The 26,198-nt window shown below is 71.5% G+C and carries 26 protein-coding genes; 11 read left to right on the plus strand and 15 right to left on the minus strand.

Annotation, left to right across the window (positions count from 1 at the left end; genetic code table 11):
- Positions 1–64: 64 nt before the first annotated feature.
- From FHR37_RS21790 to lysS, 3 genes are all read right to left on the minus strand, one after another.
- Positions 65–2,566 (minus strand): ATP-dependent Clp protease ATP-binding subunit, encoded by a 2,502-nt coding sequence (locus tag FHR37_RS21790; RefSeq protein WP_092882326.1) that lies wholly within the window; start codon positions 2,564–2,566, stop codon positions 65–67.
- A gap of 767 nt (positions 2,567–3,333) precedes the next feature.
- The gene (locus FHR37_RS21795; protein WP_092882325.1) at positions 3,334–3,672 is read right to left on the minus strand and encodes a histone-like nucleoid-structuring protein Lsr2; all 339 of its coding nucleotides are present in this window, start codon (positions 3,670–3,672) and stop codon (positions 3,334–3,336) included.
- Positions 3,673–4,030: 358 nt separating this feature from the next.
- The gene (lysS, locus tag FHR37_RS21800; protein ID WP_092882324.1) at positions 4,031–5,545 is read right to left on the minus strand and encodes a lysine--tRNA ligase; all 1,515 of its coding nucleotides are present in this window, start codon (positions 5,543–5,545) and stop codon (positions 4,031–4,033) included.
- Positions 5,546–5,775: 230 nt separating this feature from the next.
- On the opposite strand from lysS, the gene FHR37_RS21805 reads away from it, so the two are divergent.
- The gene (locus FHR37_RS21805) at positions 5,776–6,546 is read left to right on the plus strand and encodes a glycerophosphodiester phosphodiesterase (protein WP_092882323.1); all 771 of its coding nucleotides are present in this window, start codon (positions 5,776–5,778) and stop codon (positions 6,544–6,546) included.
- Positions 6,547–6,590: 44 nt separating this feature from the next.
- Positions 6,591–6,920 (plus strand): STAS domain-containing protein, encoded by a 330-nt coding sequence (locus FHR37_RS21810; RefSeq protein WP_092882322.1) that lies wholly within the window; start codon positions 6,591–6,593, stop codon positions 6,918–6,920.
- A gap of 13 nt (positions 6,921–6,933) precedes the next feature.
- Here the strand turns inward: FHR37_RS21810 and FHR37_RS21815 are convergent, their stop codons facing one another.
- Positions 6,934–7,716 carry a type III pantothenate kinase gene (locus FHR37_RS21815; protein ID WP_092882321.1) on the minus strand — a complete coding sequence of 261 codons (783 nt, stop codon included), beginning with the start codon at positions 7,714–7,716 and terminating at the stop codon, positions 6,934–6,936.
- 249 nt (positions 7,717–7,965) lie between these two features.
- Between FHR37_RS21815 and FHR37_RS21820 the strand changes: the two genes are divergently transcribed.
- Complete coding sequence (locus tag FHR37_RS21820; RefSeq protein ID WP_092882320.1) at positions 7,966–8,469, plus strand: DUF1707 and DUF4190 domain-containing protein; 504 nt, start codon at positions 7,966–7,968, stop codon at positions 8,467–8,469.
- A 225-nt stretch (positions 8,470–8,694) separates the two neighbouring features.
- Positions 8,695–9,417, plus strand: a complete 723-nt coding sequence (locus FHR37_RS21825) for a DUF1707 and DUF4190 domain-containing protein (RefSeq protein WP_092882319.1) — start codon at positions 8,695–8,697, stop codon at positions 9,415–9,417.
- A 54-nt stretch (positions 9,418–9,471) separates the two neighbouring features.
- Here FHR37_RS21825 and FHR37_RS21830 read toward each other — a convergent pair whose 3' ends face one another.
- Together FHR37_RS21830 and FHR37_RS21835 are read right to left on the minus strand one after the other, a co-directional pair.
- Positions 9,472–11,961, minus strand: a complete 2,490-nt coding sequence (locus FHR37_RS21830) for an FtsX-like permease family protein (protein WP_175542410.1) — start codon at positions 11,959–11,961, stop codon at positions 9,472–9,474.
- A gap of 12 nt (positions 11,962–11,973) precedes the next feature.
- Positions 11,974–12,726 (minus strand): ABC transporter ATP-binding protein, encoded by a 753-nt coding sequence (locus tag FHR37_RS21835; protein ID WP_092882317.1) that lies wholly within the window; start codon positions 12,724–12,726, stop codon positions 11,974–11,976.
- Positions 12,727–13,246: 520 nt separating this feature from the next.
- Here FHR37_RS21835 and FHR37_RS21840 point away from each other — a divergent pair.
- Genes FHR37_RS21840 through FHR37_RS33515 form a run of 4 tightly spaced genes read left to right on the plus strand, consistent with a single transcriptional unit; the run spans position 13,247 to position 14,331 of the window.
- Positions 13,247–13,516 carry a Rossmann-fold NAD(P)-binding domain-containing protein gene (locus FHR37_RS21840; RefSeq protein ID WP_092882316.1) on the plus strand — a complete coding sequence of 90 codons (270 nt, stop codon included), beginning with the start codon at positions 13,247–13,249 and terminating at the stop codon, positions 13,514–13,516.
- Positions 13,513–13,695, plus strand: a complete 183-nt coding sequence (locus FHR37_RS21845; RefSeq protein WP_139238862.1) for a hypothetical protein — start codon at positions 13,513–13,515, stop codon at positions 13,693–13,695. Before FHR37_RS21840 ends, FHR37_RS21845 begins: the two co-directional genes overlap by 4 nt.
- Positions 13,695–13,997: a hypothetical protein gene (locus tag FHR37_RS21850; protein WP_092882314.1), complete on the plus strand. Its 303-nt coding sequence runs from the start codon at positions 13,695–13,697 to the stop codon at positions 13,995–13,997. The genes FHR37_RS21845 and FHR37_RS21850 overlap by 1 nt, the downstream gene beginning before the upstream one ends.
- The gene (locus tag FHR37_RS33515; protein ID WP_378079820.1) at positions 13,972–14,331 is read left to right on the plus strand and encodes an NAD-dependent epimerase/dehydratase family protein; all 360 of its coding nucleotides are present in this window, start codon (positions 13,972–13,974) and stop codon (positions 14,329–14,331) included. Before FHR37_RS21850 ends, FHR37_RS33515 begins: the two co-directional genes overlap by 26 nt.
- 176 nt (positions 14,332–14,507) lie before the next feature.
- On the opposite strand, the gene FHR37_RS21860 is transcribed toward FHR37_RS33515, so the two are convergent.
- Positions 14,508–15,173 (minus strand): response regulator, encoded by a 666-nt coding sequence (locus FHR37_RS21860; protein WP_092882312.1) that lies wholly within the window; start codon positions 15,171–15,173, stop codon positions 14,508–14,510.
- A complete protein-coding gene (locus FHR37_RS21865; RefSeq protein WP_092882311.1) occupies positions 15,170–16,543 on the minus strand; it encodes a sensor histidine kinase in 1,374 nt (457 codons plus the stop codon). The genes FHR37_RS21860 and FHR37_RS21865 overlap by 4 nt, the downstream gene beginning before the upstream one ends.
- Before the next feature lie 136 nt (positions 16,544–16,679).
- Here FHR37_RS21865 and FHR37_RS21870 point away from each other — a divergent pair, with 136 nt between their 5' ends.
- Complete coding sequence (locus FHR37_RS21870; RefSeq protein WP_092882310.1) at positions 16,680–17,762, plus strand: SAM-dependent methyltransferase; 1,083 nt, start codon at positions 16,680–16,682, stop codon at positions 17,760–17,762.
- Here FHR37_RS21870 and FHR37_RS21875 read toward each other — a convergent pair.
- Together FHR37_RS21875 and FHR37_RS21880 are read right to left on the minus strand one after the other, a co-directional pair.
- Complete coding sequence (locus tag FHR37_RS21875; protein WP_092882309.1) at positions 17,666–19,174, minus strand: PH domain-containing protein; 1,509 nt, start codon at positions 19,172–19,174, stop codon at positions 17,666–17,668. The two genes, FHR37_RS21870 and FHR37_RS21875, sit on opposite strands and share 97 nt — an antisense overlap.
- On the minus strand, positions 19,171–19,659 hold the full coding sequence (locus tag FHR37_RS21880; RefSeq protein WP_092882308.1) for a PH domain-containing protein: 489 nt from the start codon (positions 19,657–19,659) through the stop codon (positions 19,171–19,173). The genes FHR37_RS21875 and FHR37_RS21880 overlap by 4 nt, the downstream gene beginning before the upstream one ends.
- 121 nt (positions 19,660–19,780) lie before the next feature.
- On the opposite strand from FHR37_RS21880, the gene FHR37_RS21885 reads away from it, so the two are divergent.
- The gene (locus FHR37_RS21885) at positions 19,781–20,998 is read left to right on the plus strand and encodes an NADH-quinone oxidoreductase subunit D (protein ID WP_092882307.1); all 1,218 of its coding nucleotides are present in this window, start codon (positions 19,781–19,783) and stop codon (positions 20,996–20,998) included.
- Positions 20,999–21,093: 95 nt separating this feature from the next.
- On the opposite strand, the gene FHR37_RS21890 is transcribed toward FHR37_RS21885, so the two are convergent.
- The 5 genes from FHR37_RS21890 to folP all read right to left on the minus strand — a co-directional run bounded on the left by FHR37_RS21890 (position 21,094) and on the right by folP (position 24,751).
- The gene (locus FHR37_RS21890; RefSeq protein ID WP_139238860.1) at positions 21,094–22,116 is read right to left on the minus strand and encodes a hypothetical protein; all 1,023 of its coding nucleotides are present in this window, start codon (positions 22,114–22,116) and stop codon (positions 21,094–21,096) included.
- Positions 22,117–22,297: 181 nt separating this feature from the next.
- On the minus strand, positions 22,298–22,786 hold the full coding sequence (locus FHR37_RS21895) for a DUF3180 domain-containing protein (RefSeq protein ID WP_175542409.1): 489 nt from the start codon (positions 22,784–22,786) through the stop codon (positions 22,298–22,300).
- A 5-nt stretch (positions 22,787–22,791) separates the two neighbouring features.
- Positions 22,792–23,358, minus strand: a complete 567-nt coding sequence (gene folK / locus FHR37_RS21900) for a 2-amino-4-hydroxy-6-hydroxymethyldihydropteridine diphosphokinase (protein WP_092882304.1) — start codon at positions 23,356–23,358, stop codon at positions 22,792–22,794.
- Positions 23,355–23,717 carry a dihydroneopterin aldolase gene (gene folB / locus FHR37_RS21905; protein ID WP_092882303.1) on the minus strand — a complete coding sequence of 121 codons (363 nt, stop codon included), beginning with the start codon at positions 23,715–23,717 and terminating at the stop codon, positions 23,355–23,357. The genes folK and folB overlap by 4 nt, the downstream gene beginning before the upstream one ends.
- 191 nt (positions 23,718–23,908) lie before the next feature.
- The gene (folP, locus tag FHR37_RS21910; RefSeq protein ID WP_092882481.1) at positions 23,909–24,751 is read right to left on the minus strand and encodes a dihydropteroate synthase; all 843 of its coding nucleotides are present in this window, start codon (positions 24,749–24,751) and stop codon (positions 23,909–23,911) included.
- Positions 24,752–25,033: 282 nt separating this feature from the next.
- Here folP and FHR37_RS21915 point away from each other — a divergent pair, with 282 nt between their 5' ends.
- Positions 25,034–26,122, plus strand: a complete 1,089-nt coding sequence (locus FHR37_RS21915) for an alpha/beta hydrolase (protein ID WP_092882302.1) — start codon at positions 25,034–25,036, stop codon at positions 26,120–26,122.
- The last annotated feature ends 76 nt before the right edge of the window (positions 26,123–26,198 follow it).

Below are 26,198 nucleotides of genomic sequence, written 5' to 3' on the forward strand. Positions count from 1 at the left end.
GGTGCTGCTTACTCGGTGCTGCTTACTCGGTGCTGCTTACTCGGTGCTGCTTACTCGGTGCTGCTTACTCGGTGCTGGCCTCGATCGTCGGCAGGTCGGGCACCGGAGCCTTGGACGTACCCGTGAAGGTGAACGTCGCCCCCTTGCCCTCTCCCTGGACGTCGACGAGCACGATCTGGCCGGGAGTGAGCTCGCCGTACAGCAGCTTCTCCGCCAGCGTGTCCTCGATCTCGCGCTGCAGCGTGCGCCGCAGCGGCCGGGCGCCGAGCACCGGGTCGTAGCCGCGCTTGGCGAGCAGGAGCTTGGCGTTGGTCGTCAGCTCGATGCCCATGTCCTTGTCGCGCAGCCGCTCCTCGACCTTGGCGACCAGCAGGTCGACGATGTCGACGAGCTGCTCCTCGGTCAGCGGCGGGAAGACGATGATGTCGTCGACCCGGTTGAGGAACTCCGGCCGGAAGTGCTGCTTGAGCTCCTCCTGGACCTTCGACTTCATCCGCTCGTAGGACCCGCCTGCATCCTTCGACTGGGTGAAGCCGAGGTTGACGCCCTTGGCGATGTCCTTGGTGCCGAGGTTGGTGGTCATGATGATCACGGTGTTCTTGAAGTCGACCACCCGGCCCTGCGCGTCGGTGAGCCGACCTTCCTCGAGGATCTGCAACAGCGAGTTGAAGATCTCCGGGTGGGCCTTCTCCACCTCGTCGAAGAGCACGACGGAGAACGGCTTGCGGCGCACCTTCTCGGTGAGCTGTCCGCCCTCGTCGTAGCCGACGTAGCCGGGCGGGGAACCGAACAGCCGCGAGACGGTGTGCTTCTCGGAGTACTCGCTCATGTCCAGCTGGATGAGCGCGTCCTCGTCACCGAACAGGAACTCCGTCAGCGCCTTGGACAGCTCGGTCTTACCGACACCGGACGGGCCGGCGAAGATGAACGAGCCACCCGGACGCTTGGGGTCCTTCAGACCGGCTCGGGTGCGCCGGATCGCCTTGGAGAGCGCGCGGACCGCGTCCTCCTGGCCGACGTAGCGCTTGTGCAGCTCGTCCTCCATGCGGAGCAGGCGCTGCGACTCCTCCTCGGTCAGCTTGAACACCGGGATGCCGGTCGCAGTGGACAGGACCTCCGCGATCAGCTCCTCGTCGACCTCGGCGACGACATCCATGTCGCCGGCCTTCCACTGCTTCTCCCGCTCGGCCTTCTGCGCGATGAGCTTCTTCTCCTCGTCGCGCAGCGACGCGGCACGCTCGAAGTCCTGCGCGTCGATGGCCGCTTCCTTGTCGCGGCGGACGTTGGCGATCCGCTCGTCGAACTCCCGCAGGTCCGGCGGCGCGGTCATCCGGCGGATGCGCAGTCGCGAACCGGCCTCGTCGATCAGGTCGATGGCCTTGTCGGGCAGGAACCGGTCGGAGATGTAGCGGTCGGAGAGCTGGGCCGCCGCCACGATCGCCGCGTCGGTGATCGTCACGCGGTGGTGTGCCTCGTAACGGTCGCGCTGTCCCTTGAGCATCTCGATGGTGAGCGCCATCGAGGGCTCCTGGACGTGGATCGGCTGGAAACGGCGCTCCAGCGCGGCGTCCTTCTCGAGGTACTTCCGGTATTCGTCGAGCGTGGTGGCGCCGACGGTCTGCAGCTCGCCCCGGGCCAGCATCGGCTTGAGGATGCTCGCTGCGTCGATCGCGCCCTCGGCCGCGCCGGCACCCACCAGGGTGTGCAGCTCGTCGATGAAGAGCACGATGTCACCGCGGGTGCGGATCTCCTTGAGGACCTTCTTCAGCCGCTCCTCGAAGTCACCGCGGTAGCGCGAGCCCGCGACCAGTGCACCCAGGTCGAGGGTGTAGATCTGCTTGTCCTTGAGCGTCTCGGGCACGTCTCCGCGCACGATCGCCTGGGCGAGACCTTCGACGATGGCGGTCTTGCCGACGCCGGGCTCGCCGATGAGCACGGGGTTGTTCTTGGTGCGGCGGGACAGCACCTGCATGACCCGCTCGATCTCCTTCTCGCGCCCGATCACCGGGTCGAGCTTGCCCTCGCGCGCACCCTGGGTGAGGTTGCGCCCGAACTGGTCGAGAACGAGCGATCCCTGCGGCGAACCCTCGCCACTGGCGCCGGCGGCCGCGCCTGCGGTCTCCTTGCCCTGGTAACCGGACAGCAGCTGGATCACCTGCTGACGGACTCGGCCGAGATCGGCGCCGAGCTTCACCAGCACCTGGGCAGCCACGCCCTCACCCTCGCGGATGAGACCGAGCAGGATGTGTTCGGTGCCGATGTAGTTGTGACCGAGCTGGAGGGCCTCGCGCAACGACAGCTCGAGAACCTTCTTGGCCCTCGGCGTGAACGGGATGTGCCCGCTGGGTGCCTGCTGACCCTGGCCGATGATCTCCTCGACCTGGGCGCGCACAGCCTCCAGCGAGATACCGAGGCTCTCGAGCGCCTTGGCGGCGACGCCCTCACCCTCGTGGATGAGGCCCAAGAGGATGTGCTCGGTCCCGATGTAGTTGTGGCTGAGCATCCGGGCCTCTTCTTGGGCCAGGACGACAACCCGCCTCGCGCGGTCGGTGAACCTTTCGAACATCTTTCGCTCCCCGGGCTGGAGACGGCGTGGGAGTCCGGATCTACCCGGCCCCTGCGTTTCATGCTAGTCCCCGCTTCCGACACAGCCTCCTCCCACCATGTTGCGAGTGGGGATCGAACTGCCGGCGAGCGGTGAGCAGTACGTAACTGTGTAACTCGTCGACCTACCACTGTGTTCCATGCCGGCCCCGCTGGCGAGGCGTTACGCCCGAAGCGAACGCCGGAATGGGGCGGACCGGCCATACCGCGCGGGCCGGTCCTGATCCGAGCGGGCCGGTCCTGGTCCGGCCACCGGCTCAGCACCGGCCTCGGCCGGCCGCTGGCGTGGCGTCCTTCGTGGCCGGGCTCGGACGGACCCTACCCGGCGGCCGACCCGGGACACCCACGGGATCGCCCCGAAGGAGCGTCCGGAATGTCGGACCCTCGAAGAGGTGCCCGAGGGGAGTACCGGGCGAAGGCGTACGCGGATCACCGACCATGACGACGGAACGTGACCACCGGTCACCCTTCGAAGCAGGTCGTGGCGGGACGACTCGGGCGACCCACGATGCGAGACATGACGAGACACATGACGAGACCCCCGGGGACGAATCCCCGGGGGTCCGCGCCGAAAGCCAGGCAAGGAGCCTGCGTGGCACACCCACACCGACGGCGTACCTGAGGACCGTGGCGACATGGTCATCGACGGTGTGGTGCGGCAAGTCGGTGGCGGATCACGCCGGCTTGCCGGGCACAAGGCCCGGGCCGGCGGAAGCCGCCGAGGCCGGACTAGCGCCGGCCCTTCTGGTAGGCCTCGATGATCTCGGCCGGGATGCGGCCCCGGTCGCTGACGTCGTAGCCCTGGTCACGTGCCCACGCCCGGATCTCGGCGGTCTCCGGCTTGCGGGCCGATCCGCCGGCCGGTCGGCCGGCCCGGCCGCGGGCCGCGCGGCCACCGACCCGACGAGCAGAACCCACGTAGCCGGCGAAGGCGTTACGCAGTTTGGTCGCATTCTTGGCGGACAGGTCAATTTCGTAGGACACGCCGTCCAACCCGAACTTCACGCTCTCCTCGGCCTCGGAACCATCGAGGTCGTCGATGAGAACGACGTTGGTCTTCGTCGCCACTGCTGTTCCCTTCTAAGAATTTGGGGGACTGGCGACAACAATAGAGCCATCCGACCTGCCCGGGCAAACATTGAATAAGGGCAGTTGCACAAAACTCCGTTGTTCACTCCGCGCCACATCGCAATCGCAGCCGGCACCGCCAATGCGGACCGTGCGCGGACCCGGCGGAGTACGACCCGAGTACGACCCGAGTACGACCCGAGTACGACCCGAGTACGACCCGAGTACGACCCGAGAACGAGCAGAGTACGACCGGAGAACGAGCAGAGGGACTACCAGAACTCCGGCCGTGCCGGAAGTGGGCTGCCAACCGCGCCTTGCGTTTTGCCTTGCATGGTCTGGCCGTCGGCGCGGCGACTCACGCGTCGGGCTTCACCAGAGGGAAGAGGATGGTGTCGCGAATGGAGCGGACACCGGTGAGGAGCATGACCAGCCGGTCGATTCCCATCCCCATCCCACCGGTCGGCGGCATGCCGTATTCGAGGGCACGGAGGAAATCCTCATCGAGTTGCATCGCGTCGACGTCACCACCGGCCGCGCGTACGGACTGCTCGACCAGGCGCTCGCGTTGTTCGACCGGATCGACCAACTCCGAATAGGCCGGGGACAACTCCACTCCGGCGGCGATGAGGTCGAACGCCTCAGCCAATCGGGGATCCTTGCGGTGCGGTCTGGCCAGCGGGCGTACTTCGGCGGGATAGTCGCAGACAAATGTGGGCTCGATCAGGGTGTGCTCGACCAGCTTCTCGAAGAGTTCGAGCACGATCTCCCCGGAGCCCCACCCCGGCTGCAACTCGACGTCGAAACGAGCGGCGTGTTCGCGGAGTTCCTTTTCGGTGGTGTCCGGCGTCACTTCCACTCCGACTGCCGCGGAAACCGCCTCGTGAATGGGCAGCCAGTGCCACTGGGCTTCCAGGTCGATCTCACCGCCACGCCCGTCCGGCACGACGGTCGACCCCAGCGCCCTGGCCGCGTCGACGACGAGAGTGCGAACAAGCTCGGCCATCGTGTGGTAATCGCCGTAGGCCTCGTAGGCCTCCAGCATCGTGAACTCCGGAGAGTGGGTGGAGTCGATACCTTCGTTCCGGAAATTGCGGCCGATCTCGAAGACCTTGTGGGCGCCGCCGACCACCAGCCGCTTGAGGTAGAGCTCGATGGCGATGCGGAGGTAGTACTCCCGGTCGAAGGCGTTGAAGTGAGCGGCGAACGGCCGCGCGGCCGCACCGCCGTGGATCGCCTGCAGGATCGGGGTTTCGACCTCGAGATAACCCCGGTTGAGCAGGGTGCGCCGGATCGAACCGACCACGGTCGAGCGGGCCAGCATCAGCTCGCGGGCACGCGGGCGCTGGATGAGATCGAGATACCGCTGGCGAACCCGGGACTCGTCGGAGAGGTCCTTGTGCTCGACCGGAAGTGGGCGCAGTGCCTTGGAAACCACGAACCACCGGGTGGCCGCGACCGAAAGCTCACCCCGGCGGCTGGTGACGACCTCACCCTCCACACCCACGTGGTCGCCGATGTCGACGGTGGACTTCCAGTCGGCGAGGGAATCCTCTCCGACCCGATCGAGAGAAACCATCGCCTGGACCTCGGTGCCGTCACCGTCGCGAAGTCTGGCGAAACACAACTTCCCGGCGACCCGCGAGAAAATGACCCGGCCCACGATCGTCACCGTGTCACCGGTGGCGTGGTCGACCGGCAGGTCGGGGTAGGACGAACGCAGCTCTGCCAGGGTGTGGGTTCGGGTTACCGAGACCGGATACGGGTCGACCCCGCGACCGATCAGGCGCTCTCGCTTCTCCCGCCGGATCCGCATCTGCTCGGGAAGATCATCTTCCTCCGGGGCGGGATTTGTCGCCGGTGTCTCGGTCATGGCTCACAAGATTATGGGGTGCGGGAGTTCTCCCCTTTGTTGGGGTGCCGGCAAAAATCCCGTCTCCCGCGATGGTTCACCCGCGGGCCTTGCGGACCGGTTGTGACGTTCCGTGAGAGGCTCCGACACACCCGGGTACACCGCTCGTACGCGCCTCGCCGGACGCGGAACCAACGCAGAACCAACGCGGAACGACCGCCGAACAAATCCGAACGGACAGGACGGACGCAGTGACCTTCACGCTCATCGGACACCGCGGGGCCATGGGCCTCGAACCCGAGAACACCCTGCGATCTTTTCGCCGCGCGGTCGCCGAAGGTGCCGACGCCGTAGAACTCGACCTGTGGGTCAGCCGCGACGGCCACCTGGTGATCCTGCACGACGGCGACGTGAGCCGGACCACCGACGGAAAGGGCAACGTCGCCGACCTGACATTGGCCGAGCTGAAGGCGCTCGACGCCGGCCGGGGAGAAACCATCCCGACCTTCGACGAGGTCCTCGATGTGGTGGACATACCGATTCAGGCCGAGATCAAGGCGTTCGCTGCGGGCCGTGTCGCCGTGGACACAATTCGCGACCGGGAACTGCTGGACCGGGTTACCGTCACCTCTTTCTCCGTCGACGTCATCGCCGACACCCGGGACTACTTTTCCGGCGTACGCACCGGACTCATCTCCTCCCGCGCACCACAGGATCTGCTCGACAAGGCCGGCGAACTCGGTGTCGAGGTGCTGTGCCTCGGCCTGGCCCACCTGGACGCGGAGTTCGTCGGCGAGTGCGACCGGCGGGGACTCGAGGTCATCGGCTGGCCGGCCAACGACGCCGACCGCCTGCTGCACGCGCTGCGAATCGGCGTCGCCGGCGTCACCTCCGACTTTCCCGACCTGCTCCGTACGTCCCGCACCGAGGTTCCGGAGGTGGGCGAACTCCTGGCCGCACGCGCCGGGACGGTCGCCGGGTCCGGGCAGGCGCAGGCCACCTCGGGACACGTCTCGCCGTAGCGTGGTGGGCAAGGGTGCCTGCCGACGCGGGAGGTGGGGACCCCATGGGCGACATCGAGGTCGTCGACCACGGCGACCGGGAGATTCTGGTCTATCTGCGTGGCCCGATCGACGAGGCGCTCCGCCCGCGGCTGGACGCGGCGGTGGAGCGAATCGCGCTGCTGAACGACATCGACGGCCACGACCGGGTGGTGGTGGACGTCCGGGAGGTGACGGCGCTGGAGCACGCCGGCCTGTGCTTCCTGTCCGCCCTGGCCCGTCAGGGTGAACAGCGCGGACACGACGTGGCACTGGCCATGGTCAACGAGCAGACCCGGCGGGCGCTGGAGGCCGCGCACTGGCCGCACCGCCCGGTCATGTCCGGCTCGCGGTGACCGCCGGAGGGGCTCAGCCGGCCGGCTGGTTGCGGGCGAAGACCAGGCGCAGGCCGTGCAGCGTGAGCCACGGCTCGTGTGCGTTCACCGTGCGGCACTCCTCGACCACGACCGGAGCCAGTCCCCCGGTGGCCACCACCGTGACGGCGGCCGGGTCCAGACCGAGTTCGCCGATCATCCGGGTCACCAGCCCGTCGACCTGCCCGGCGAAGCCGTACACGGCGCCGGACTGCAGCGCCTCGACGGTGTTCTTGGCGATGACGGTACGGGGACGGAGGAGTTCGACCCGGCGCAGTTGCGCGCCCCGTCGGCCCAGCGCCTCCAGCGAGATCTCGATACCGGGTGAGATCGCCCCGCCGACGTACTCCCCGCGTTCGCTCACCACGTCGAACGTCGTGGCGGTGCCGAAGTCGACCACGATGGCGGCGGTGCCGAACTGCTCGTACACCGCGAGCGCGTTCACGATCCGGTCCGCGCCGACCTCGCGCGGGTTGTCCATCAGGACGGGTACGCCGGTACGCACGCCCGGCTCGACGATGACGCTCGGCACCTCGCCGTAGTAGCGGGCGACCATCTCCCGGAGTTCGTGCAGGACCGTCGGCACGGTGGAACAGATCGCGACCCCCGTCACGCCCTCCGCGCCGGTGTGCCCGGCGAGCAGCCCGGCGACCAGCACCGCGAGCTCGTCGGCCGTCCGCCGGTCCTCGGTGGACACCCGCCAGTGCTCGACCAGCCGGGTTCGGTCGAACAGGCCGAGCACGGTGTGGGTGTTGCCCACGTCGACAGCGAGCAGCATGGGCCGGGGCCTCTCCGTCCTTCGATGAGGTCGCGGGGATTCCGAGGCGTCGGACGAATCTCGCGACACCGGTTCCGCGGCGTGGCCAGCGTACTGGTGACGTGCAGCCGTATCCGTACTCATCCGTCACTCATCCCTGCCCCGGCCCGTCCTGGTCACGACACCCCTGCCGAACCGCCGGGAGCGACGTAACCTGAACAAGATCACCCCCGCACGGGCAGCGGGGGTCTGTGCCGCCGAGGGGGACGCATGAACAACTGGCACACGATGCGCGCGTCCGACGCCGACCGGGAACGCGCGGCGGACATCCTCAAGGCGGCGTTCGCGGAGGGGCGGCTCAACCCCACCGAGCACCGCACCCGGCTGGACGCGGCCATGCGGTCCCAGACCTACGGCGAGATCCAGCGCCAGGTGGCCGACCTGCCGGCCGGTCCGACGCCGTTCACGCCTCCTTCCTTCGACGCCGCCAACCGGGCGCTCCAGGCGAACCCGTGGGGAATGGCCGCGATCGCCCCCGTGCGGCGGACCGAGCCGCTGGCCAAGGCGTCCCTGATCATGGGGGCGGTCACGCCGCTGACCTGCGGCCTGTCCGCGATCCCGGCCATCGTCACCGGCCACATGGCACTTGCCCGGGTCGGCAACTCCGGCGACGAGGGCCGCGGCATGGCCATCGGCGGCCTGGTCCTCGGCTATCTCAACATCGTCGGCGGCACGTTGTTCATGCTGTTGGCGATCATCAGCGGCTTCAACTGAGCCACCCCGGGCCGGCCAACCGTCCCAACCCCGCCCGAACCTCCTCAGGCCACCACCGGCGACACCGCGCGTCCGGGACGTTCTGGACCTACGGGGAACGGCCGACCTCCCGGGCGGGCTGGATGAGAGAGCGGTCATTCGCCGGATCCGGCGGCACAATGGCGAGAGGGGAAGGTACGCCGGGCCGCCTCCAGTGTGGGCCGGCTCCCAGCGGCTGGGGGTGACATGGGCACCGACTGGCACTCGATGCGGGCGTCCGACGCCGACCGGGAACGCGCGGCCGACGTGCTCAAGGCGGCCCTGGCCGAGGGGCGGCTGGACTGGGGCGAGCACCACGATCGCGTCGACGCGGTGATGGAAGCACGTACGTACGGCGAGCTGACCGAGCTGATCGCCGACCTCCCCGTCGGCCCCACGCCGTTCCCGATTCCCCAGCAGCAGTCGCCGGAGCAGCTGCCGGCCGGACAGCCGGCCCAGGCGATCCCGCCGGCGATGCCGCTCGGCGGGATCGGCCAGCACCCCGGACAGCCCCGGCTGCCAGGCGTACGCGGGATGTATCCCGGTGCGCTCCCCGGACAACTTCCCGGACAGCTCCCCGGACAGCTTCCGGGCACGCATCCGGCCAACCCGGGCTATCCCTCCAACCGGTTGCCGCCCGCGCCACCCGCTCCCCTGGCCAACCCGTGGGCCAACTACGTGCCCGCGCCGGTCCGCGCGACCGAGCCGCTGGCCAAGGTGTCCGTGGCCTGCGCGGTCCTCGGGCTGTGCACCACCGGCATGAGCGCCGTACCCGCCATCGTCACCGGGCATCTCGCCCTGGCTCGCATCCGGCGGACCAACGGCGACGGCATCGGGCTCGCGGTCACCGGTCTGATCCTCGGCTATCTCGAACTCGCCGTCGTGGCGCTGGTGTTCGTGCTGTCGGTGGTGCTGGGCCTCGGCCGCTGAACCCTCGGGCCGCCGGCCCAGGGGCCGGCGGCGCAACGGTTCAGTAGCCCGCGGTCACTCGGTGCCGATCGCCGCGGCCGGGGGTACGCGGACGGCACGACGCGCCGGCAGCACCGACGCGGCCAGCCCGGCCGCCAGCGCGACCGCCGCCACCAGCACCAACCGGCCGACAGGGACGCCGAACTCGATGTGCGAGGTCACCTCGCCCAGCAGGATCCGCGTGCCGGCGAAGCCGTACGCGGTGCCGAGCACCAGCCCGGCGACCACCGCGGCCGCCGCGATCAGCAACGCCTCGCCCGCGAGCATCGCCCGCAGCTGCCCCTTCGTGAGGCCGAGGGCGCGCAGCATCGCCTGTTCGCGGGTGCGTTCGAGCACCGACAGGCTGAGCGTGTTGCCCACGCCGACCAGGGCGATCACCACGGCCACGGCGAGGAGGCCGGTGGCCACCAGCAGCAGCACGTTCAGGACCTTGTCGTAGATCGCGCGTTCGGCAGCGGCGCCGCCGAGGTGGATCGTGTCGTCGTTTCCGACGACCTCCTGGGCCCGGCTGACCACCTGGGTGCCGTCGGCGGTGTCGGCGACCCGGGCCCAGACCGCGGTGACCGGCGCCTTCGGCGCCACCCGGGCCAGGTCGGCCGAGCTCACCAGCACCTGCGGGAGGGCCTCGCTCTGCACCACCCGGGCACGCAGCTCGACCCGGGAGCTTCCCGTGCCGAGGGTGAGCCGGTCGCCGTTGCGGACGCCGAGTGAGTTCGCCGTCGACGGCCCGACGACCGCCGTACGCTCGCCCACGCCGGTGAGCAACTTCGGGTTGCGCAGCACCGCGTTCGCCTTCGAGGGGTCCACCGCGGTGACGGTTGTCTCGATCGACTGGCCGGGCGCCGGTGTGCCGGCGGCGGCGACGCGGACCTGCGCGCCGGTGAGAGTCGCCGTACGCGAGACCCCCTCGACCCCGGGCATCCCCTTCACCACCGCGTCGGGCAGGGCGCCGGTGGAGACATCCACGCTCAGGTCGAGCGGGTACCTGCTGTCCAGCGAGGCGTTGAACGACTTCTGCACCGACGCCGCGCCGACGCTCATCATCGCGATCAGGGTCACGCCGACCAGGAGGGCGGCGGCGGTGGCCGCGGTACGTCGCGGGTTGCGGACCGCGTTGCCGACGGCGAGCCGGGCCGGTGGGCCGCCGAACCGGCCGGTCAGCGCGCCCAGCAGGCGTACCAGCGCGGGTACCAGCAGCGGGGCGCCCAGCAGGATCCCGACGAACGACAACAGCCCGCCGCCGATCCCGATCGCGAGCGCGGCCATGAACCCGGTCAGCGTCATCGCGCCGAGCAGGGCGGCCCCACCGGCCAGCACGCACAGCACCGCGAGAATCGTCCGGACGATCCCGGCCCGGGACCGGGCACCGGCCGCGAGCTCGGGGCGCAGCGCCGCCAGCGGCGACACCCTGGTCGCCCGGCGGGCCGGGGCGAGCGCGGCCAGCACCGTGGTGACCAGGCCGACCACGAGCGGTACGGCGATCCCGGCCGGGGTCACCACCAGCCCGCCGGCCGGGATGCCGAGCGACGACCGGCCCAGCAGGACCACCGCGAGCCCGGCCAGCCCGGTGCCCACGGCGATCCCGGCGACCGAGGCGACCAGACCGAGCAGCAGCGACTCGACCACCACCGACCCGAAGACCTGCCGGCGAAGGGCGCCGACGCAGCGCAGCAGGGCGAGCTCACGGGTCCGCTGGGCGAGCAGGATGGTGAACGTGTTGGCCACCACGAGCGTGGCCACGAAGACCGCGATGCCGGCGAACCCGAGCAGCAGGCCGCCGAGCACGTCGACGCCGTTGGTGAACGACCTGACCTGCTCGTCGGTGCGCTGGGCGGCGGTCTGCACGGTCGCGCCCCTGACATCCTCGCGCAGCCGGTCGGTCACGGCGGTCCGGTCCGCACCGGGGGCGGTGCGGACGAGCACCTCGCCGTAGGTCACCTCACCCGACCAGGCGGCGATCGCACTGTCGTCGGCCACCAGCGAGGAGCTGTCCTGCAGCGAGCCGCCGCTGACCACGCCGACCACCCGGGCCGGGTGGATGGCGCCCCTGACCAGTTCGACGCGCAGCACCGAGCCGACCTTCAGGCCCCGGTCGCGGGCCAGGTCGCGGGGAACGGCCACCTCGGCGGGACCGGACGGCAACCGGCCGGTGTCCACCCGCTGCCAGCGGAAGGACGGGTCGGCGGGCAGGCCGGACACGCTCGCGAAGGTCGGCCTGGACGCGTCGGGGAACTGCACCCGGACAGCCCCGCCGGCCAGCCCGGCGGCACCGGCCACGCCGTCGAGGCGGCCGAGCCGGTCGACCACCGCGGCGGTGATCGGTTTCGGGGCGTTGGTGACCACGAGGTCGGCCCGGGCGTACTGCGCGCCCGCGGCCTGGGCCATCGCGGCCTTGGCAGAGCTCAGCACCATCAGCGCGGTGGCCACGAACGCCACGCCGAGCATGATGGCCAGACCGCCGGCAACGTACCGGCCGGCGTGCCCGCGAAGGGCTGCGAGGATCATCCGGCGCATCGGTCAGGCCCCCAGCTCACGCATCGCGTCCAGCACCGCGTCCGCGGACGGGCGGTCGATCTCGCCGACCACCCGGCCGTCTGCGACCAGCACCACCCGGTCGGCGTAGGACGCGGCCACCGGGTCGTGGGTCACCATGACGATCGTCTGCCCGAACTCGCGGACCGACCGGCGCAGGAACGACAGCACCTCCGCGCCGGTACGGGAGTCGAGGTTTCCGGTGGGCTCGTCGGCGAAGACGACGTCCGGACGGGACGCCAGCGCGCGGGCGATCGCCACTCGCTGCTGCTGGCCGCCGGAGAGTTCGGAAGGACGGTGCTTCAGCCGGTCGGCGAGACCGAGGACGTCGATCAGGGTGGCCAGCCACTTCTCGTCCGGACGGCGGCCGGCCAGCTCCAGCGGAAGGGTGATGTTCTGCTCGGCGGTCAACGTGGGCATCAGGTTGAACGCCTGGAAGACGAAACCGACCCGCTCCCGGCGCAACACCGTGAGCTGCCGGTCGGACAGCGTCGTCAGGTCGGTGCCGCCGAGCACGACCGAACCCGACGTCGCGGCGTCCAGCCCGGCCAGGCAGTGCATCAGCGTCGACTTGCCCGACCCGGACGGGCCCATGATCGCGGTGAACTGTCCCGCGCCGAACTCCAACGAAACCTCGTCCAGCGCCCGGACCGCGGTCGGGCCGGAGCCGTAGGTCTTGACCAGGTTGACGGCGCTGGCGGCCGATTCGACGCCGACCGTGGATGGCGCGGATGTCATGCGTGGACTCCTTCGTGGGGCAGGGGGGTTCGCCCCCGTGGCGAACCATCGTCGAGCCTAGGTTCCCGAGCCCTCGGCGGGCGTCCGCCGCGATGATGGCCTTCGCAGGCTCGTACGTACCTCCAGGGGTGAGCGGGGTACGACCTGCGGCGTACGGCACACCCCTACGGGGACCCCGGCACGGCGGTTTGTTTCCGGCCGGCAGGGCATTCCCGGCCGAGGTTCTCCGTCCACCCCGTAGCCGGAATACACCTCGTTCTGGATAGCCGCGAAGCCCCGCTGTCCGACCCGGTTGGCGTTGCTACGTTCGTGCCACCACTGGGCAGGGGGGCAGGGCGATGACGGAGGGCCGGACGCGGACGATCCTGGTGACCGGTGCGTCGTACGGACTCGGCGCCGCGATCGCGATGCGGTCGAGGCGCGCGGTGACCGCGTTGTCAGTCTGAGCAGGACACCGCCGCGACGTGTCGACACCTGGGTCAAGGCCGACCTCGGCGACGTCGAGGCGATCCCGCCGGCGGTGGAACGCCTCGCCTCGATGACCGGCGGGCCACTGGACGGTGTGGTGCTGAACGCCGCGCTGGCCGACAAGAGCCGCTCGCAGTGGACCGTCGACCAGGTGGAGCGGCACTTGCGGACCAACGCGCTCGGGCCGTTCGCGTTGTGGAGCGCGCTGGAGGATCACGGCCTGGTGGGGAGTCCCCGCAACCCCCGCAACGTCGTGCTGATGGGCAGCTTCCTGCAGAACGGCAACGTCCGCCAGCCCGCGTGGACGCCGCCGCCCCCGTGACGATGAACATGATCTGGCCCGGCCGGGTGAGCACACCGGCCAACCCGCCGGGGGAACTGCCGCCGGGCGACCCGAACGCCTTCTATCCGGCGCAGTACGTCGCGGACGTCGTACTGCGGTATCTGTACCAACCCCCCGGAGGTCCGCGGGGCACCGTGATCGACCCGGGGAGGTCGTGATGACGGCACAGCGGCTGAGTCCCGAGTGCAACCTGGACACTGTCCGGGACGGACGCGGCGGCATCTTCACCTACTATCCCGAGCGCCCGATCGTGGAGTGGAACCTGCTGTTCACCCGCACCGGCAACGCGCGGGGATTCCACTACCACAAGGAGTTCGACGAGTACATCCTGGTCACGTCGGGGCACGGCACGTACGTCGAGTTGTGCGACGACGGGACCGAGATCGTGCACAAGGTTGCGCTACGGCGAGGGTCAGGCGATCGGCCTGCACAGGTTGGGCGCCCGGGTCGTCCGCGGTGACGTCACCAACGCCGACCAGGTGGCGCGGGAGGTGCCCGAGCACGACGCGGTGGTGCACCTCGCCGCGCTGGTCGGGTTCCCGCTCTGCGACCTCGACCCGGTGCGCGCGGACGCGGTCAACGTCGGCGGCACCCGCAACGTCGTGGCCGCGATGCCGCGCCGGGCGAGCCGGCCGAACACGTCAGGTGCGAGGGAGTCGGTGTCCAGGCGTTCGGGAACCGTGAAACCGAACAGCGGCGTCAGCAGCCGGACGCCGTTGCCGTCGACCAGCACCACGTCGAAGGCGTTGATGTCGTCCCGGAGCCGCGGGCTGCGCAACGCCCGGCGCGCGTAGTCGGGGTTCAGGTAGGTGACCGTCAGCGGGCGGGTGCCGTCCGTCCGGTCCCCCAGGTCGAGTTCGGCGAGCAGGTCGGCACGTCGTACGGGCGAGACTTTGATGCCGGCGAAGGAGCGCTCACGAGTCATCGAGGGCCTCCTCCCCCGAAGCGAGAGCCCTGCAGAGACCGTAACTCAGGCGCCGGCGCGGACCAGGCCGTTCTCGTACGCGAAGACCACCAGCTGCACCCGGTCGCGCAACCCCAGCTTGGCGAGGATCCGGCCGACGTGGGTCTTCACGGTCGCCTCGGCGAGGTGCAGCTGGGCACCGATCTCGGCGTTGGACAGGCCGCGGGCCACCTCCAGCAGGACCTCGCGCTCGCGTTCGGTGAGGCCGGTGACGCGTTCGTCGGGACGTTCGTCCTGGTCGGGCAGATGGGGGGCGAAGCGTTCCAGCAGCCGGCGGGTGGTGCTCGGCGCGACCACCGAGTCACCGGAGTGCACCGCCCGGACCGCCGACAGCAGGTCGTCCGGTGGCGCGTCCTTGAGCAGGAAGCCCGCCGCGCCGGCCTTGAGCGCGGTGAAGGCGTACTCGTCCAGGTCGAAGGTGGTGAGGACGATCACCCGGGGCGCCGCCCCGCCGCGGGCCCGCAGCCGGCGGGTCGCCTCCACGCCGTCCATCCGGGGCATCCGTACGTCCATCAGCACGACGTCGGCGCCGACCACACTGAGGCGTTCGAGAGCCTCGGCGCCGTTGCCCGCCTGGCCGACGACCTCCATGTCGGGCTGGGAGTCGACCACCATCGTGAAGCCGGTACGGACCAGCACCTGGTCGTCGACCAGGAAGACCCGGATCTTCACGTGCCCACCCTCGTCTCGTCTCCGCTGAGCGGAATCTCCGCCAGCACCTCGAAACCGCCGCCGATCCGCGGGCCCGCCCGCAGCAGGCCGCCGTAGACCGCGACGCGTTCGCGCATGCCAAGGATGCCGTGCCCGTTGCCGTCGCCGTGCGCCGCACCGCCGCGGCCGTCGTCGAGGACGTGGATCCGCAGCCGGTCCCGGTCGTAGCGGAGCCGGACGGTGGCGCTGGTGCGCGGCCCGCCGTGCTTGAGGGTGTTGGTCAGCGCCTCCTGCACGACGCGGTACGCCGCGAGCTCGGTGCCGCCGGTGAGCGGCCGCTCGTGGCCGCCGACCTCCACCTCGATCGGCAGCCCGCTGGCCCGCACCTGCTCGATCAGGTCGGGCAGCTGGGCCAGGCTCGGCTGGGGGGCGAGCTCGGGGCCCACGGGTTCCCGAGCGACCGGTTGCACCACGGTGCGGCCCGGCCCGACTGCCCCGCGCGTCTCCGAGCGCGTCTGCGAGCGCGGGTCGGAGTGGACGTCGGCGTGGACCTCCGAGCTGCCGTACGACCGGGCGTACGGCAGCTCGCCGGGCCCGGCCGCGGCCGTCTCGGAGACGATCGAGGGTGCGGAGTCGGTCCGGAGCACGCCGAGCAGCCGGCGCATCTCCGCCAGCGCCTGCCGTCCGGTCTTGCCGATGGTGGCCAGCGCGGTCCGGGCCGCCTCGGCGTCCTTGGCCCCGGCGTACAGCCCGCCGTCGGCCTGGGCGACCACGACCGACAACGAGTGCGCGATCACGTCGTGCAGCTCGCGGGCGATCCGGGCCCGCTCGGCCGACCGGGCCAGCCTGGCCTGCTGGTCGCGTTCGAACTCCAGCCTCCGTGCGCGCTCCTCCAGCTCCCCGACGTACGCCCGGCGGGTGCGCATGAGGTCACCGAACGTCCACACGAACGCGACCATCGCCAGCAGGACGAGACCGGGCAGCAGCACGTCCAGCGCGCCCCGCCGGGAGTAGGTGAACAGCCCCCAGTCGACCGGCCCCAGGAACGACCCGACCGCGCCGACCAGGAGCGCGCCGATCCGGGCCGCCGTCTGCCGGGAGTAGGCGCTGGCGGAGTAGAGCGCGAAGAGGAACGCGAGGTCGGCGCCGATCGGCGACCTCATGAACACCACCTGGGCCAGGCAGGCCAGGGTGACCACGAGGAACACGCTCATCGGGTAACGGCGCCGCCACACCAGCGGGAGGATCAGCGCCGTGCTGACGAGCAGGCCGAGCACCTGGTCCACGGCGTACCCGACCGGCAGGCCGAACGACGCGAGCGAGGCGGCCAGCGCGCCGTCCACGAGATAGGGCCGGCGGCGCGGCCAGTCGTAGAGCTGGTGGAGGCGCACGGCCCGAGCGTACGTCTCGGCGCGGCGGCGAGCGTCCACCCTGGGTAGGACCCGGGGTCCCCGGGCAGGACCAGTTCACCCGGCTTCACCCGGCTTCACCCGGCGAAGTAAGGGTGGACCGCATAGGGTCGCCGCCATGGGGGACGCGAGGCGGGACTGGCGGACGTGGCGGGCCGCGACCGAGGAGGCGCTGTACGGCGCGGAGGGGTTCTTCCGTACGCAGGCGCCGGCCGCGCACTTCCGTACGTCCGTGCACGTCTCTCCCGCCTTCGCCGCCGCGCTGGCGCGGCTGGCCCGGACCGTCGGGGCGCGGACCGTGGTCGACGTCGGCGCCGGGCGGGGCGAACTCCTGCGTGCCCTGCACGACCTCGACCCGGGCCTTCGGCTGGTCGGGGTGGAGGTGGCCGAGCGGCCGGCCGGCCTGCCCGAGGCGGTGCGCTGGACGGCCGACCTCCCCGAGGAGGTGGACGGGCTACTGGTCGCGAACGAGTGGCTGGACGACATCCCCGTCGACGTCGCCGAGCTCGACGAGGCCCGGGTGCCCCGGCTGGTGGAGGTGGACGCCGCCACCGGCGACGAACGCCTGGGCACCCCCGTCGGCGAGGAGGACCTCGCCTGGCTGGCCGAGTGGTGGCCGCTGGCCGACGGGCCGCCCGGCGCCCGGGCGGAGATCGGCCGGCCACGAGACCTTGCCTGGGCGGAGGTCGTACGCCGGCTGCGGTCCGGGCTCGCCCTCGCCGTCGACTACGGCCACGTGCGGTGGCGGCGCCCACCGGCGGGCACCCTCCGCGGCTACCGCTCCGGCCGTCCGGTCGCGCCGGTACCCGACCGCTCCTGCGACATCACCGCCCACGTCGCGGTGGACTCGGTGGCCCGGGCGGGCGAACGCGCCGGCGCCGGCCAGACGGTGCTCACCTCCCAGCGGGCCGCGCTGACCGCACTGGGCGTGGACGCCGCCCGGCCGCCGCTCGCCCTGGCCGGTACGGATCCCGTCGGTTATCTGGGTGCGCTGTCCCGGGCCGGCGAGGCGGCCGAACTCGTCGCTCCCGGCGGGCTCGGCGACTTCTGGTGGCTGGCCCAGACGAGTTTCCCCGGGCCGGGCGCCCGGGCGGTCGACCTGCGTCAGGCGCTGGGCGAGCCGGATCCGCCGACGGCGCTGTCCCCGTCCCCGTCCGGTCGTACGGAAGCGTCCGGTCGCACGCCGCGTTCCGTGGGCTGAGGCGCGTCCGGCGGGACCGCGGCGACCGCCATCCGCTGCTGCATCCAGCGCTCGGGCCCGGCGGTGCGCCTGGCCAGCCCGGAGCGTTCGGCCTGGTCGCGCACCAGTTCCCGGGCCACCTCGGGCGCCCGGTGCAGAGCGACCGCGTTGACCGGGCCGACGGGGGTGTCGACGTGCACGCTGGCCAGGCCGAGCAGCCGCTGGTACGGCCCCTGCGTGGCCCGCACGCTCTGCATCTTGACGTGTGGCACCACCGCGGTCCGCCGGGTCAGCCAGCCGGCGTCGCTGACGAACACCCGCTCGTCCACGCCGTGCCGGAGGTAGCGCCAGCCGATCGGGCGCAGCCAGCGGGCCCGGCGCGGCGCGGCCACCCGGGCGACGCCGTCCACGTCGACGCCCGGCAGCACGCGTTCCAGCAGGGCCTTGGCCACCGGCCAGGGCGCGACCGGCAGCAGGGTGGACGAGGTCTGCCCTTCGGAGCCCTTCCCGCCGTACCCCGCCACGTCGACCGACAGCTTCACCCAGCCCTTCGGCCGCCACAGGAACTGCTGCTCGATCTCCACGCCCTGCACCCGGCCCGGCGGGACGGTCTGTGCCCAGGTGTCCAGCAGGCCCTTGCGGATCCGCAGCCCGTCCGGCGACTGGCTCACGGTGAAGCCGAACTCGCCGACGAACTGCCGCCACACCACCCCGAGTCCGCCGAGCGCCCACGGCAGCAGGAACGCCAGGCCGACGATCTCGCGCACGACCACCGACGCGATCGCGACCACCACGAACCCCAGCACGGCGGTGAGGAACGGCGCGCTCACCACCGTGGACGCCAGCAGGACACCCGGTGGTACGGCGACCAGCTGGTGCTCCGGGGCCTCCGGGGTGTCCGCGTCCAGCCCGGCCGCGCGGGCCAGCAGCTCCGCCCGCAGTTGCTGGGCGCCGGGTTCGTTCAGGTACGCCAGCGGGGCCTCGGTCTTGCCGCCGCCCGCGACCTCGAGCCGGAGCTCGGCCACCCCGAGGAACCGCGCCAGCACCGGCCGCACGATGTCCACCGCCTGCAGCCGGTCGATCCGGATCCGGCGCGAACGCCGGAACAGGAAGCCGCTCTCGATCCGCAGCTCCTCGCCCTCGATGCGGTACTTCGTGAACCACCACGAGAACGTCCCCAGCACCACACCGAGGACCAGCGCGGCCACCACCTGCAGGCCGAACAGCTTGAAGTTCAGGTCGCGGACGGCGTTCTGGCCGATCGCCGCGATCGCGAGCGCGAACCACTTCCAGCCGTTCAGCACCGGGGTCGCAGGGTGCAGCCGGCGCAGCGCGGTGACCGCGGCCGGGTCACCACCGTCCGGCAGCGGCGGGCCGTCCGGCAGCGGCGTACCGGCGGCGAGGGGTTCGCGGTGCGCGTCCTGCTCGCTCACAGGCCCGCTGCCCGCGCCTCGCCCAGCGCGGCCAGCCGATCACGCAGGCGTTCGGCCTCCTCCGGCGGCAGTCCGGGGATCTCGGCGTCGGTGGCCGGGGTCGCGGTGTGCAACTGCACCTTCGCGATCCCGAACTTCCGCTCGGCCGGGCCGGCGGTGACGTCGACGAACTGCATCCGGCCGTACGGCACCACCACCAGCGTGCGGAACAGCACACCGTGGGTGACCAGCAGGTCGTCGCCCCGCTCGGCGTACCCCCACGAACGCCAGTTGCGCCCGACCACCCACCAGCCCCAGCCGAAGACGGCCGCCGCCACCGCCAGCACGGCCGCGGCGTAGCCCCAGCCCAGCAGCAGGCCCGCGGCCGCCGCGCCGGCCAGTCCCAGAAGTCCGGTCCAGAAGGTCAGGACCACCCGCCGCAACTGGCACAGCCGAGGGGACACCGGTTGCCACCGCTCCCCCGGCGGCGCGAACAACGTGTCCATAGCCAAGGAGATTAGCCGAGCGAAGGAGGCCGGCCGAGACGTCCGGCCGGGCAGGTGGCCGAAAGAACGGCCGCGACGGGCGGCCGAGCCGTGCTGATCAACCGGCCGTCCGCGTGCGAGCATGGGCGCCGTGACGACCGAACGGATCGTGAGCCTCGGCGCGGGAGCGGCCGGCCTGTCCGGTGGGACGGAGCGCTACGAGCGGGGCGGCGGTGACGAGCTCGCCACCCAGGACATGATCCTCAACATCGGGCCCCAGCACCCGGCCACCCACGGCGTGCTGCGGCTGCGGATCACCCTCGACGGTGAGCGGATCGTCGGGTGCGAGCCCGTCGTCGGCTACATGCACCGGGGCGCGGAGAAGCTGTTCGAGGTACGCGACTACCGCCAGATCATCATGCTCGCCAACCGGCACGACTGGCTGTCGGCGTTCGCCAACGAGCTCGGAGTGGTCCTCGCCGTCGAACGCATGACCGGTATCGAGGTGCCGGTCCGCGCGGTGTGGGCGCGCACCCTGCTGGCCGAGCTCAACCGCGTCCTGAACCACCTGATGTTCCTCGGCAGCTACCCGCTGGAGGTCGGCGCGATCACGCCGATCTTCTACGCGTTCCGCGAGCGGGAGACGCTGCAGCAGGTGATGGAGGAGATCTCCGGCGGCCGGATGCACTACATGTTCAACCGGGTCGGCGGACTGAAGGAGGACCTGCCCGCCGGCTGGCTGGACCGGGTGGACGCTGCTATCGGCGCGGTGGCCCGCCGGCTGCCCGACCTCGAGGACCTGATCTTCGGCAACGAGATCTTCCGCGCCCGCACCCGGGGTGTGGGGGTCCTGCCGGCGGACCTGGTGCATTCCTACGGCGTCTCCGGGCCGATCGCCCGGGCCAGCGGGGTCGACTTCGACCTGCGCCGCGACGAGCCGTACCTCGCCTACGGCGAACTCTTCGCGGCCGGCGGCCCCGGCCGGGTCGTCACCCGGACCGAGGGCGACTCGTTCGCGCGGTTCGACGTGCTGCGCGAGCAGATCCACGTCTCCCTCGACCTGGCGCGCGCCTGCGTGGAGCGGCTGCGCACACTGCCACCCGGGCCGGTCAACGTACGGCTGCCGAAGATCCTCAAGGCACCGGAGGGACAGACGTACGCCTGGACCGAGAGCCCCCTCGGCCTGAACGGCTACTACCTCGTGTCCCGCGGGGAGAAGACCCCGTGGCGGCTGAAGCTGCGCTCGGCGTCGTTCAACAACATCGCCGTCCTGCCCGAACTCGTACCCGGCTGCGTCGTCGCCGACCTGGTGGCGATCCTGGGGTCGCTGTTCTTCGTGGTCGGCGACATCGACAAGTAGCCCACCAGGTCGGCAAACGGACAGCGGGCCGGCCGAGACTGAACTCGGCCGGCCCGCTGTTCCGGGCTACGAACTGGGTTAGGAACTGGGGACGGTCAGGCGCCCTTGCGCTCCTGGGCGGAGGATTCCTTGCCGGCGTCGGCCTCGGCCGCCTTCGTCGGTGCGCTGGTCCGGTCGCTCCCGCCGTCCTGCCCGGCGTCGGCGGCCTTGCCCTGGGCCTTCTCCTGGGCGGCGCGCTCTTCCTCGGCGATCCGGGCGCGTACCTCCCACGCCTTCAGGTTGACGACCGTGGGAGCGTCGGTGCCCTTCCACAGCTCCGGAGCCGCCGGCTTGGCGTCGGCGTGCTCGGCCCCCTCCGCGGACTCCTCGGACTCCTCGGCCTTCGCGGCGGGCTTGCTCTTCTCCTCCGCCTTCGCGGCCTCGGCCTCGGCAGCCTTGTCGGCCTTGTCTGCCGGCTTCGACTCCTCGTCGGCCTTCGCGGCGGGCTTGATCTTTTCCTCGGCCACCGCCGCGGGCTTCTCGGTCTTCGCCGCGGGCTTGGCCTCGGCAGGCTTCTCGGCCTTCTCGTCGGCCTTCGCCGCCGGCTTGACCTCGGTGGCCTCGTCCTTCTTCGCAGGCTCGGCCTTCTCGGCAGAGGCTTCGGGCCCGGCACCGGCGAGGGTGTCCCACTCCACCAGGTTTCCGCTGCCGGCAGCACGCCGCTGCGTGCGGACCGGCGTCGCCGCGCGCGCCACCCGGGCGGCCTGCTCGACCTTCCCCGCCGGCGTGGCGGCGTCCTCGGCGCCCGCGGGCTTGGCCGGGACCTCGAGCTGCTGCCGGTTGTTGGCGAGGGTGAAGCCCTGGGCCATCACCCGGACGTGCGCGGCGTACATCGCGGCGTAGGAGCGCGCCTGCGCGGCCCGGTCGGCGCCGTGCGCGCGCCGGGCACGTAGTAGTTCGATGTCGTAGACGGCCACCGCGACGACTCCGGAAACGAGCGTGGTGATGGCAGCACCTGCCAGCAGCGCCGGAGCGCCCTGAGTGAGAGCGAACAACACCAGTGCGGCGCTCAGCACCAGCACCGGAGTCGCCACCCATCTGGCGAGGTGACGTACGCGGTGATCCCCCTGACGTGGCATGGGGAGAGGTTACGGTTTGTGGCCGCGGATGTGTGGCATATCCGGCATTTACCGAGTGTCGGCTACCTTACGTCACACCGCTGACACGATATCGGGACGAAACCGGCGCGGCCCGCCCTCGTTCGCCCACCGGACCGGCGCCCGCTGCGCCGCGCGGCACCGCGCGGGATGGCCGCGGACCTCAGTCGCGGTGACCGTTCCCGCCGCGCCGCACCGCGCGCTCCTCCTGGTCGGGGTCCTCCGGCACCTTGCAGGCGCGTTCGAGCAGCAGCCCGCCGACCATCACGGCCACGGCGGCGACGACCGTCACCGCCGCCCGGATCACCCGGGTGCGGACGTCGGGGATGTCCGCGCTGGGCAGGAACCGGATCGCGATCCCGGCGTACACCCCGACGGCCAGCGCGCCTACCAGCGAACTGGCCTTGGCCAGCGCGAGCAGCCGGACCGCGGTCAGCCCGTCGACCGACCGCTGCTTGCGGTGAACCCGGTCGTACATGTACCACGCGCCGAGCAGCAGCAACGCGGCGAAGAACGCCAGCCCGCCGGAAGCGGACCAGGGAGTCCGCCCGACCGTCTGACCCATCGCCTGCAGGATGGCGACGCCGCTCCAGGCGACCGCGCCACCGATCAGGATCAGGGCGACCAGTACCGCTGGCCGCGTCGTACGCACTGGTCTCACTCGATGCGCAGTTCGAGGCCGTCCACGCGCGTGATGGTCGTCGTGTCCACCTCGCACGCGAGGTCACCGACCCGGCCCTGGCCGGGAATCATGCCGTCGGCGTCGACCGATGCCCACGGAAGGACCACGAACGCACGCTCGTGCGCACGGGGATGCGGGAGTACGAAGTCGTCCTCCTCGATCACCTTGTCGCCGACCACCACAAGGTCGACGTCGAGGGTGCGGGGAGCGCCCGGCTCGGTGCGGACCCGGCCGAAGGCGTCCTCGATCGCCAGCGCCCGCTCCAGCAGGGTGCGGGCGTGCAGCGTCGAGTCGACCACCACCACGGCGTTGAGGAAGTCCGGCGAGCCCTCGGGGCCACCGACGGCCGAGCTCTCGTAGACCGGCGACACCCCGACGATCTCGACGTCCGGGGTGTCCGCCACCGCGTTCAGGGCGCCCTGCAGGTTGGCCACCCGGTCGCCGAGGTTGCTGCCCAGCGCGACCACGACCCGCCGGATCGGGCGGAACCCACCGGTCAACGTGTCGGCGTCGATGATGTGCGGGTTGGGGGTCTCGTTCACGTACGGCTCCGGTGGATGGTCACGGCGACGTCGTCGAGCGAAAGCCCGACCGGCGCCTCGGGCTTGTGCAGGGTGACCTCGACATGCTCGACCCGCGGATGGTCGAGGCAGAGATCGGCGACGCGCTGCGCCACCGTCTCGATGAGATCAACTGGTTGCTTGCCCACGGCGTCGGCGACCTGGGTCGCCAGCAGTGAGTAGTCGAGCGTCTGGGAGAGGTCGTCGGCCAGGGCCGCCGGCCGGGTGTCGACGCCGAGTGCCACGTCGACCACGAAGGTCTGGCCCTGTGCGCGTTCTTCGGGGTGGACGCCATGGTGGCCGAAGACGCGGAGCCCACGCAGGGTGATCAGATCAGCCACTATGTCCTCCTCCCGGTCGAAACATCCCTGGCCAGACAGTACCGGCGCGCCCTGCCATAACGACAACCCGAGGGGCCTGTTTGTTTCGTCCGCCACGCGGGCCGCAGCGGGTGGGGGAAACGGTCGTCACGATGTTCACCGCCCGCTCACGGCCTGGTCACAGCGTGTTCGCGGTGGTCGTCCGGCGGTGATCACGTGCGGGTGTCCGGTCGATCGTGGCCGGTGTCGTGCCCCGCCGGGGCCGCACCCCAGGCGGCGGCCACCCGGACACCGTCCAGAGTTGGCCGGACGGCGTGGGCCCGGACACACCATGCGCCGGCCGCTGCCGCCAGCACCGCGACCGCCGCGCTGGCGTCGTCGCGGTCGACCGTGCGCCGGCGCTGCCCGGTCTGCGGGTCGGCCAGCAGGTTGCCCAGGAACGCCTTGCGGGAGGCGGCCACCAGCACCGGGCGGCCGAGCGAGGCGAGGCGGTCGAACCCGGCCAGCAGGGCCCAGTTGTGTTCGCCGGTCTTCGCGAACCCCAGACCCGGGTCGATCGCCAGCAGCTCCGGCGCGATGCCGGCGGCCTCGGCGGCCGCCAGGCGGTCGCCCAGCTCGGTGACCACCGTCTCCACCACGTCGTCGTAGGTGGCGTGCTCCTGCATCCGGGCCGAGTGCGCCCGCCAGTGCATGCAGATGTACGGAATCCCCGCGGCCGCGACGAAGGGCAGCATCCGCGGGTCGGCCAGGCCGCCGGACACGTCGTTGACCATCACCGCACCGGCCTCGACCGTCTCCTGGGCGACCCGGGAGCGCATGGTGTCGACCGAGACCAGCGCACCGGCGCCGGCCAGCGCCCGCACCACCGGCAGAACCCGGGCCAGTTCTTCCTCCTCCGAGGGTCGGTCGGCACCGGGACGGGTCGACTCACCGCCCACGTCGAGCAGATCGGCACCTTCGACGAGCAGCTCGTGGCCGTGGGCGATCGCCTTGTCGGGCTCCAGCCACCGGCCGCCGTCGGAGAACGAGTCGGGCGTGACGTTGAGCACCCCCATCACCAGCGCGCGGCGGGGCTGGGGCAGGCCAGGGAGGTACGCAGTGGGTACACCACTCACCCGCACGACCTCACCTCACTTCGTCTCGTGGCGCCCGGCGCCGGTTGGCCAACGTCGGCGGCAGACCTTGACTCACAGCCAGGCCACCACGACCTTCAGCGGCGACACCAGAGATCGAACCAGCCCGAAGCCAGCCCCGAAGCCAGCCCCCGAAGCCGGCCCGACATCGGCCCGGCGTCGGCTGACATCAGCTCAGCCACCCCGAACCCGGGAGGTCACCGGATGTCCCCGCTCCCCACCAGCTCCGCGGCGCCGCCTGGCGTCGCCCGCGCGGCGATCGTAGAGCCTCGCTCCGACAACCGTCGCGTCGCCGTCCTCCTCGTCGCGTTCCTGCTCGCCCTGTCCGCCCTGGTCACCGGTGCGGCGCCGGCGCGGGCGGCCACCGCGGGCACCGGCTCCACCAACTTCACCGCCTCCATCGCCTCCACCGGCGCGGCCGGTGGTGCCCGGGTCGTCGGCGAGGAGCAGGTCGCGCCCCGCCAGATCGACCTGACGATCGACTCACCCGCCCTCGGCACGACCGCCAAGGTGCGGCTGCTGACACCGGACGGCTGGGAGCACCGGCGGCCGGGCCGGCACTGGCCGGTGCTCTACCTGCTGCACGGGTGCTGCGGCGACTACACCAGCTGGACCGCGCTCACCGACGTGGCCTCGATCCCCGCGCTGCGGAACGTCCTCGTGGTGATGCCCGAGGCGGGCAACATCGGCTTCTACAGCGACTGGTACAACGCCGGGCAGGCCGGTCCGCCCGCCTGGGAGCGGTTCCACCTGACCGAGGTACGCCGGATCGTCGAACGCGACTACGGCGCCGGCCACCGCCGGGTGGTCGCCGGGCTGTCGATGGGCGGCTTCGGCGCGCTGTCGTACGCCGGCCGGCACCCGGGGATGTTCCGCGCCGCCGCGTCCTACAGCGGCGTCGTCGACACCCGGTACACGCCCGGGGCGACGCAGTTCGTCCTGGACCTGGTCGGCGGGTACGTCGACGACCCGATGAACCTGTGGGGCGACCCGAGTGCCCAGGCGGGGGTGTGGGCCGCGCACAACCCGGTGGACCTGGTGCGGCAACTGCGGCGCATCCCGATCTATCTCTCCTGTGGCAACGGCCAGACAGGCCCGTTGGACCCACCCGGACGTACGAGCGCGTTGGAGACGCTCCTCGAGTCGGAGAATCGGGTGCTGGCCGACCGGCTGGAGCAGGCCGGGGCTCGCCGGGTGGAGACCCACTTCTACGGGCCCGGAACCCACAGCTGGCCTTACTGGCAACGCGAACTCCACCGCTCGTTGCCCATGCTCCTCGACGCCCTGCACTGAGAGCCTGCGATTGCCGGGGAAGTGCCCGAGGGCCGGGGACCTTTGGTACGTTGACTGCGGGTGAGGGATGGGTCAC

It is taken from the genome of Actinopolymorpha cephalotaxi, from assembly GCF_013408535.1.
Taxonomy (GTDB): Bacteria; Actinomycetota; Actinomycetes; order Propionibacteriales; family Actinopolymorphaceae; genus Actinopolymorpha; species Actinopolymorpha cephalotaxi.

What these genes read in the sequence shown, in the direction of transcription:
- FHR37_RS21790 (WP_092882326.1), bottom strand. Translation starts at nt 2,566, where the DNA reads ATGTTCGAAAGGTTCACCGACCGCGCGAGGCGGGTTGTCGTCCTGGCC.
- lysS (WP_092882324.1), bottom strand. Translation starts at nt 5,545, where the DNA reads ATGACCGAGACACCGGCGACAAATCCCGCCCCGGAGGAAGATGATCTT.
- FHR37_RS21810 (WP_092882322.1), top strand. Translation starts at nt 6,591, where the DNA reads ATGGGCGACATCGAGGTCGTCGACCACGGCGACCGGGAGATTCTGGTC.
- FHR37_RS21815 (WP_092882321.1), bottom strand. Translation starts at nt 7,716, where the DNA reads ATGCTGCTCGCTGTCGACGTGGGCAACACCCACACCGTGCTCGGCCTG.
- FHR37_RS21820 (WP_092882320.1), top strand. Translation starts at nt 7,966, where the DNA reads ATGAACAACTGGCACACGATGCGCGCGTCCGACGCCGACCGGGAACGC.
- FHR37_RS21825 (WP_092882319.1), top strand. Translation starts at nt 8,695, where the DNA reads ATGGGCACCGACTGGCACTCGATGCGGGCGTCCGACGCCGACCGGGAA.
- FHR37_RS21830 (WP_175542410.1), bottom strand. Translation starts at nt 11,961, where the DNA reads ATGATCCTCGCAGCCCTTCGCGGGCACGCCGGCCGGTACGTTGCCGGC.
- FHR37_RS21835 (WP_092882317.1), bottom strand. Translation starts at nt 12,726, where the DNA reads ATGACATCCGCGCCATCCACGGTCGGCGTCGAATCGGCCGCCAGCGCC.
- FHR37_RS21850 (WP_092882314.1), top strand. Translation starts at nt 13,695, where the DNA reads ATGACGGCACAGCGGCTGAGTCCCGAGTGCAACCTGGACACTGTCCGG.
- FHR37_RS21870 (WP_092882310.1), top strand. Translation starts at nt 16,680, where the DNA reads ATGGGGGACGCGAGGCGGGACTGGCGGACGTGGCGGGCCGCGACCGAG.
- FHR37_RS21880 (WP_092882308.1), bottom strand. Translation starts at nt 19,659, where the DNA reads ATGGACACGTTGTTCGCGCCGCCGGGGGAGCGGTGGCAACCGGTGTCC.
- FHR37_RS21885 (WP_092882307.1), top strand. Translation starts at nt 19,781, where the DNA reads ATGGGCGCCGTGACGACCGAACGGATCGTGAGCCTCGGCGCGGGAGCG.
- FHR37_RS21890 (WP_139238860.1), bottom strand. Translation starts at nt 22,116, where the DNA reads ATGCCACGTCAGGGGGATCACCGCGTACGTCACCTCGCCAGATGGGTG.
- folP (WP_092882481.1), bottom strand. Translation starts at nt 24,751, where the DNA reads ATGGGGGTGCTCAACGTCACGCCCGACTCGTTCTCCGACGGCGGCCGG.
- FHR37_RS21915 (WP_092882302.1), top strand. Translation starts at nt 25,034, where the DNA reads ATGTCCCCGCTCCCCACCAGCTCCGCGGCGCCGCCTGGCGTCGCCCGC.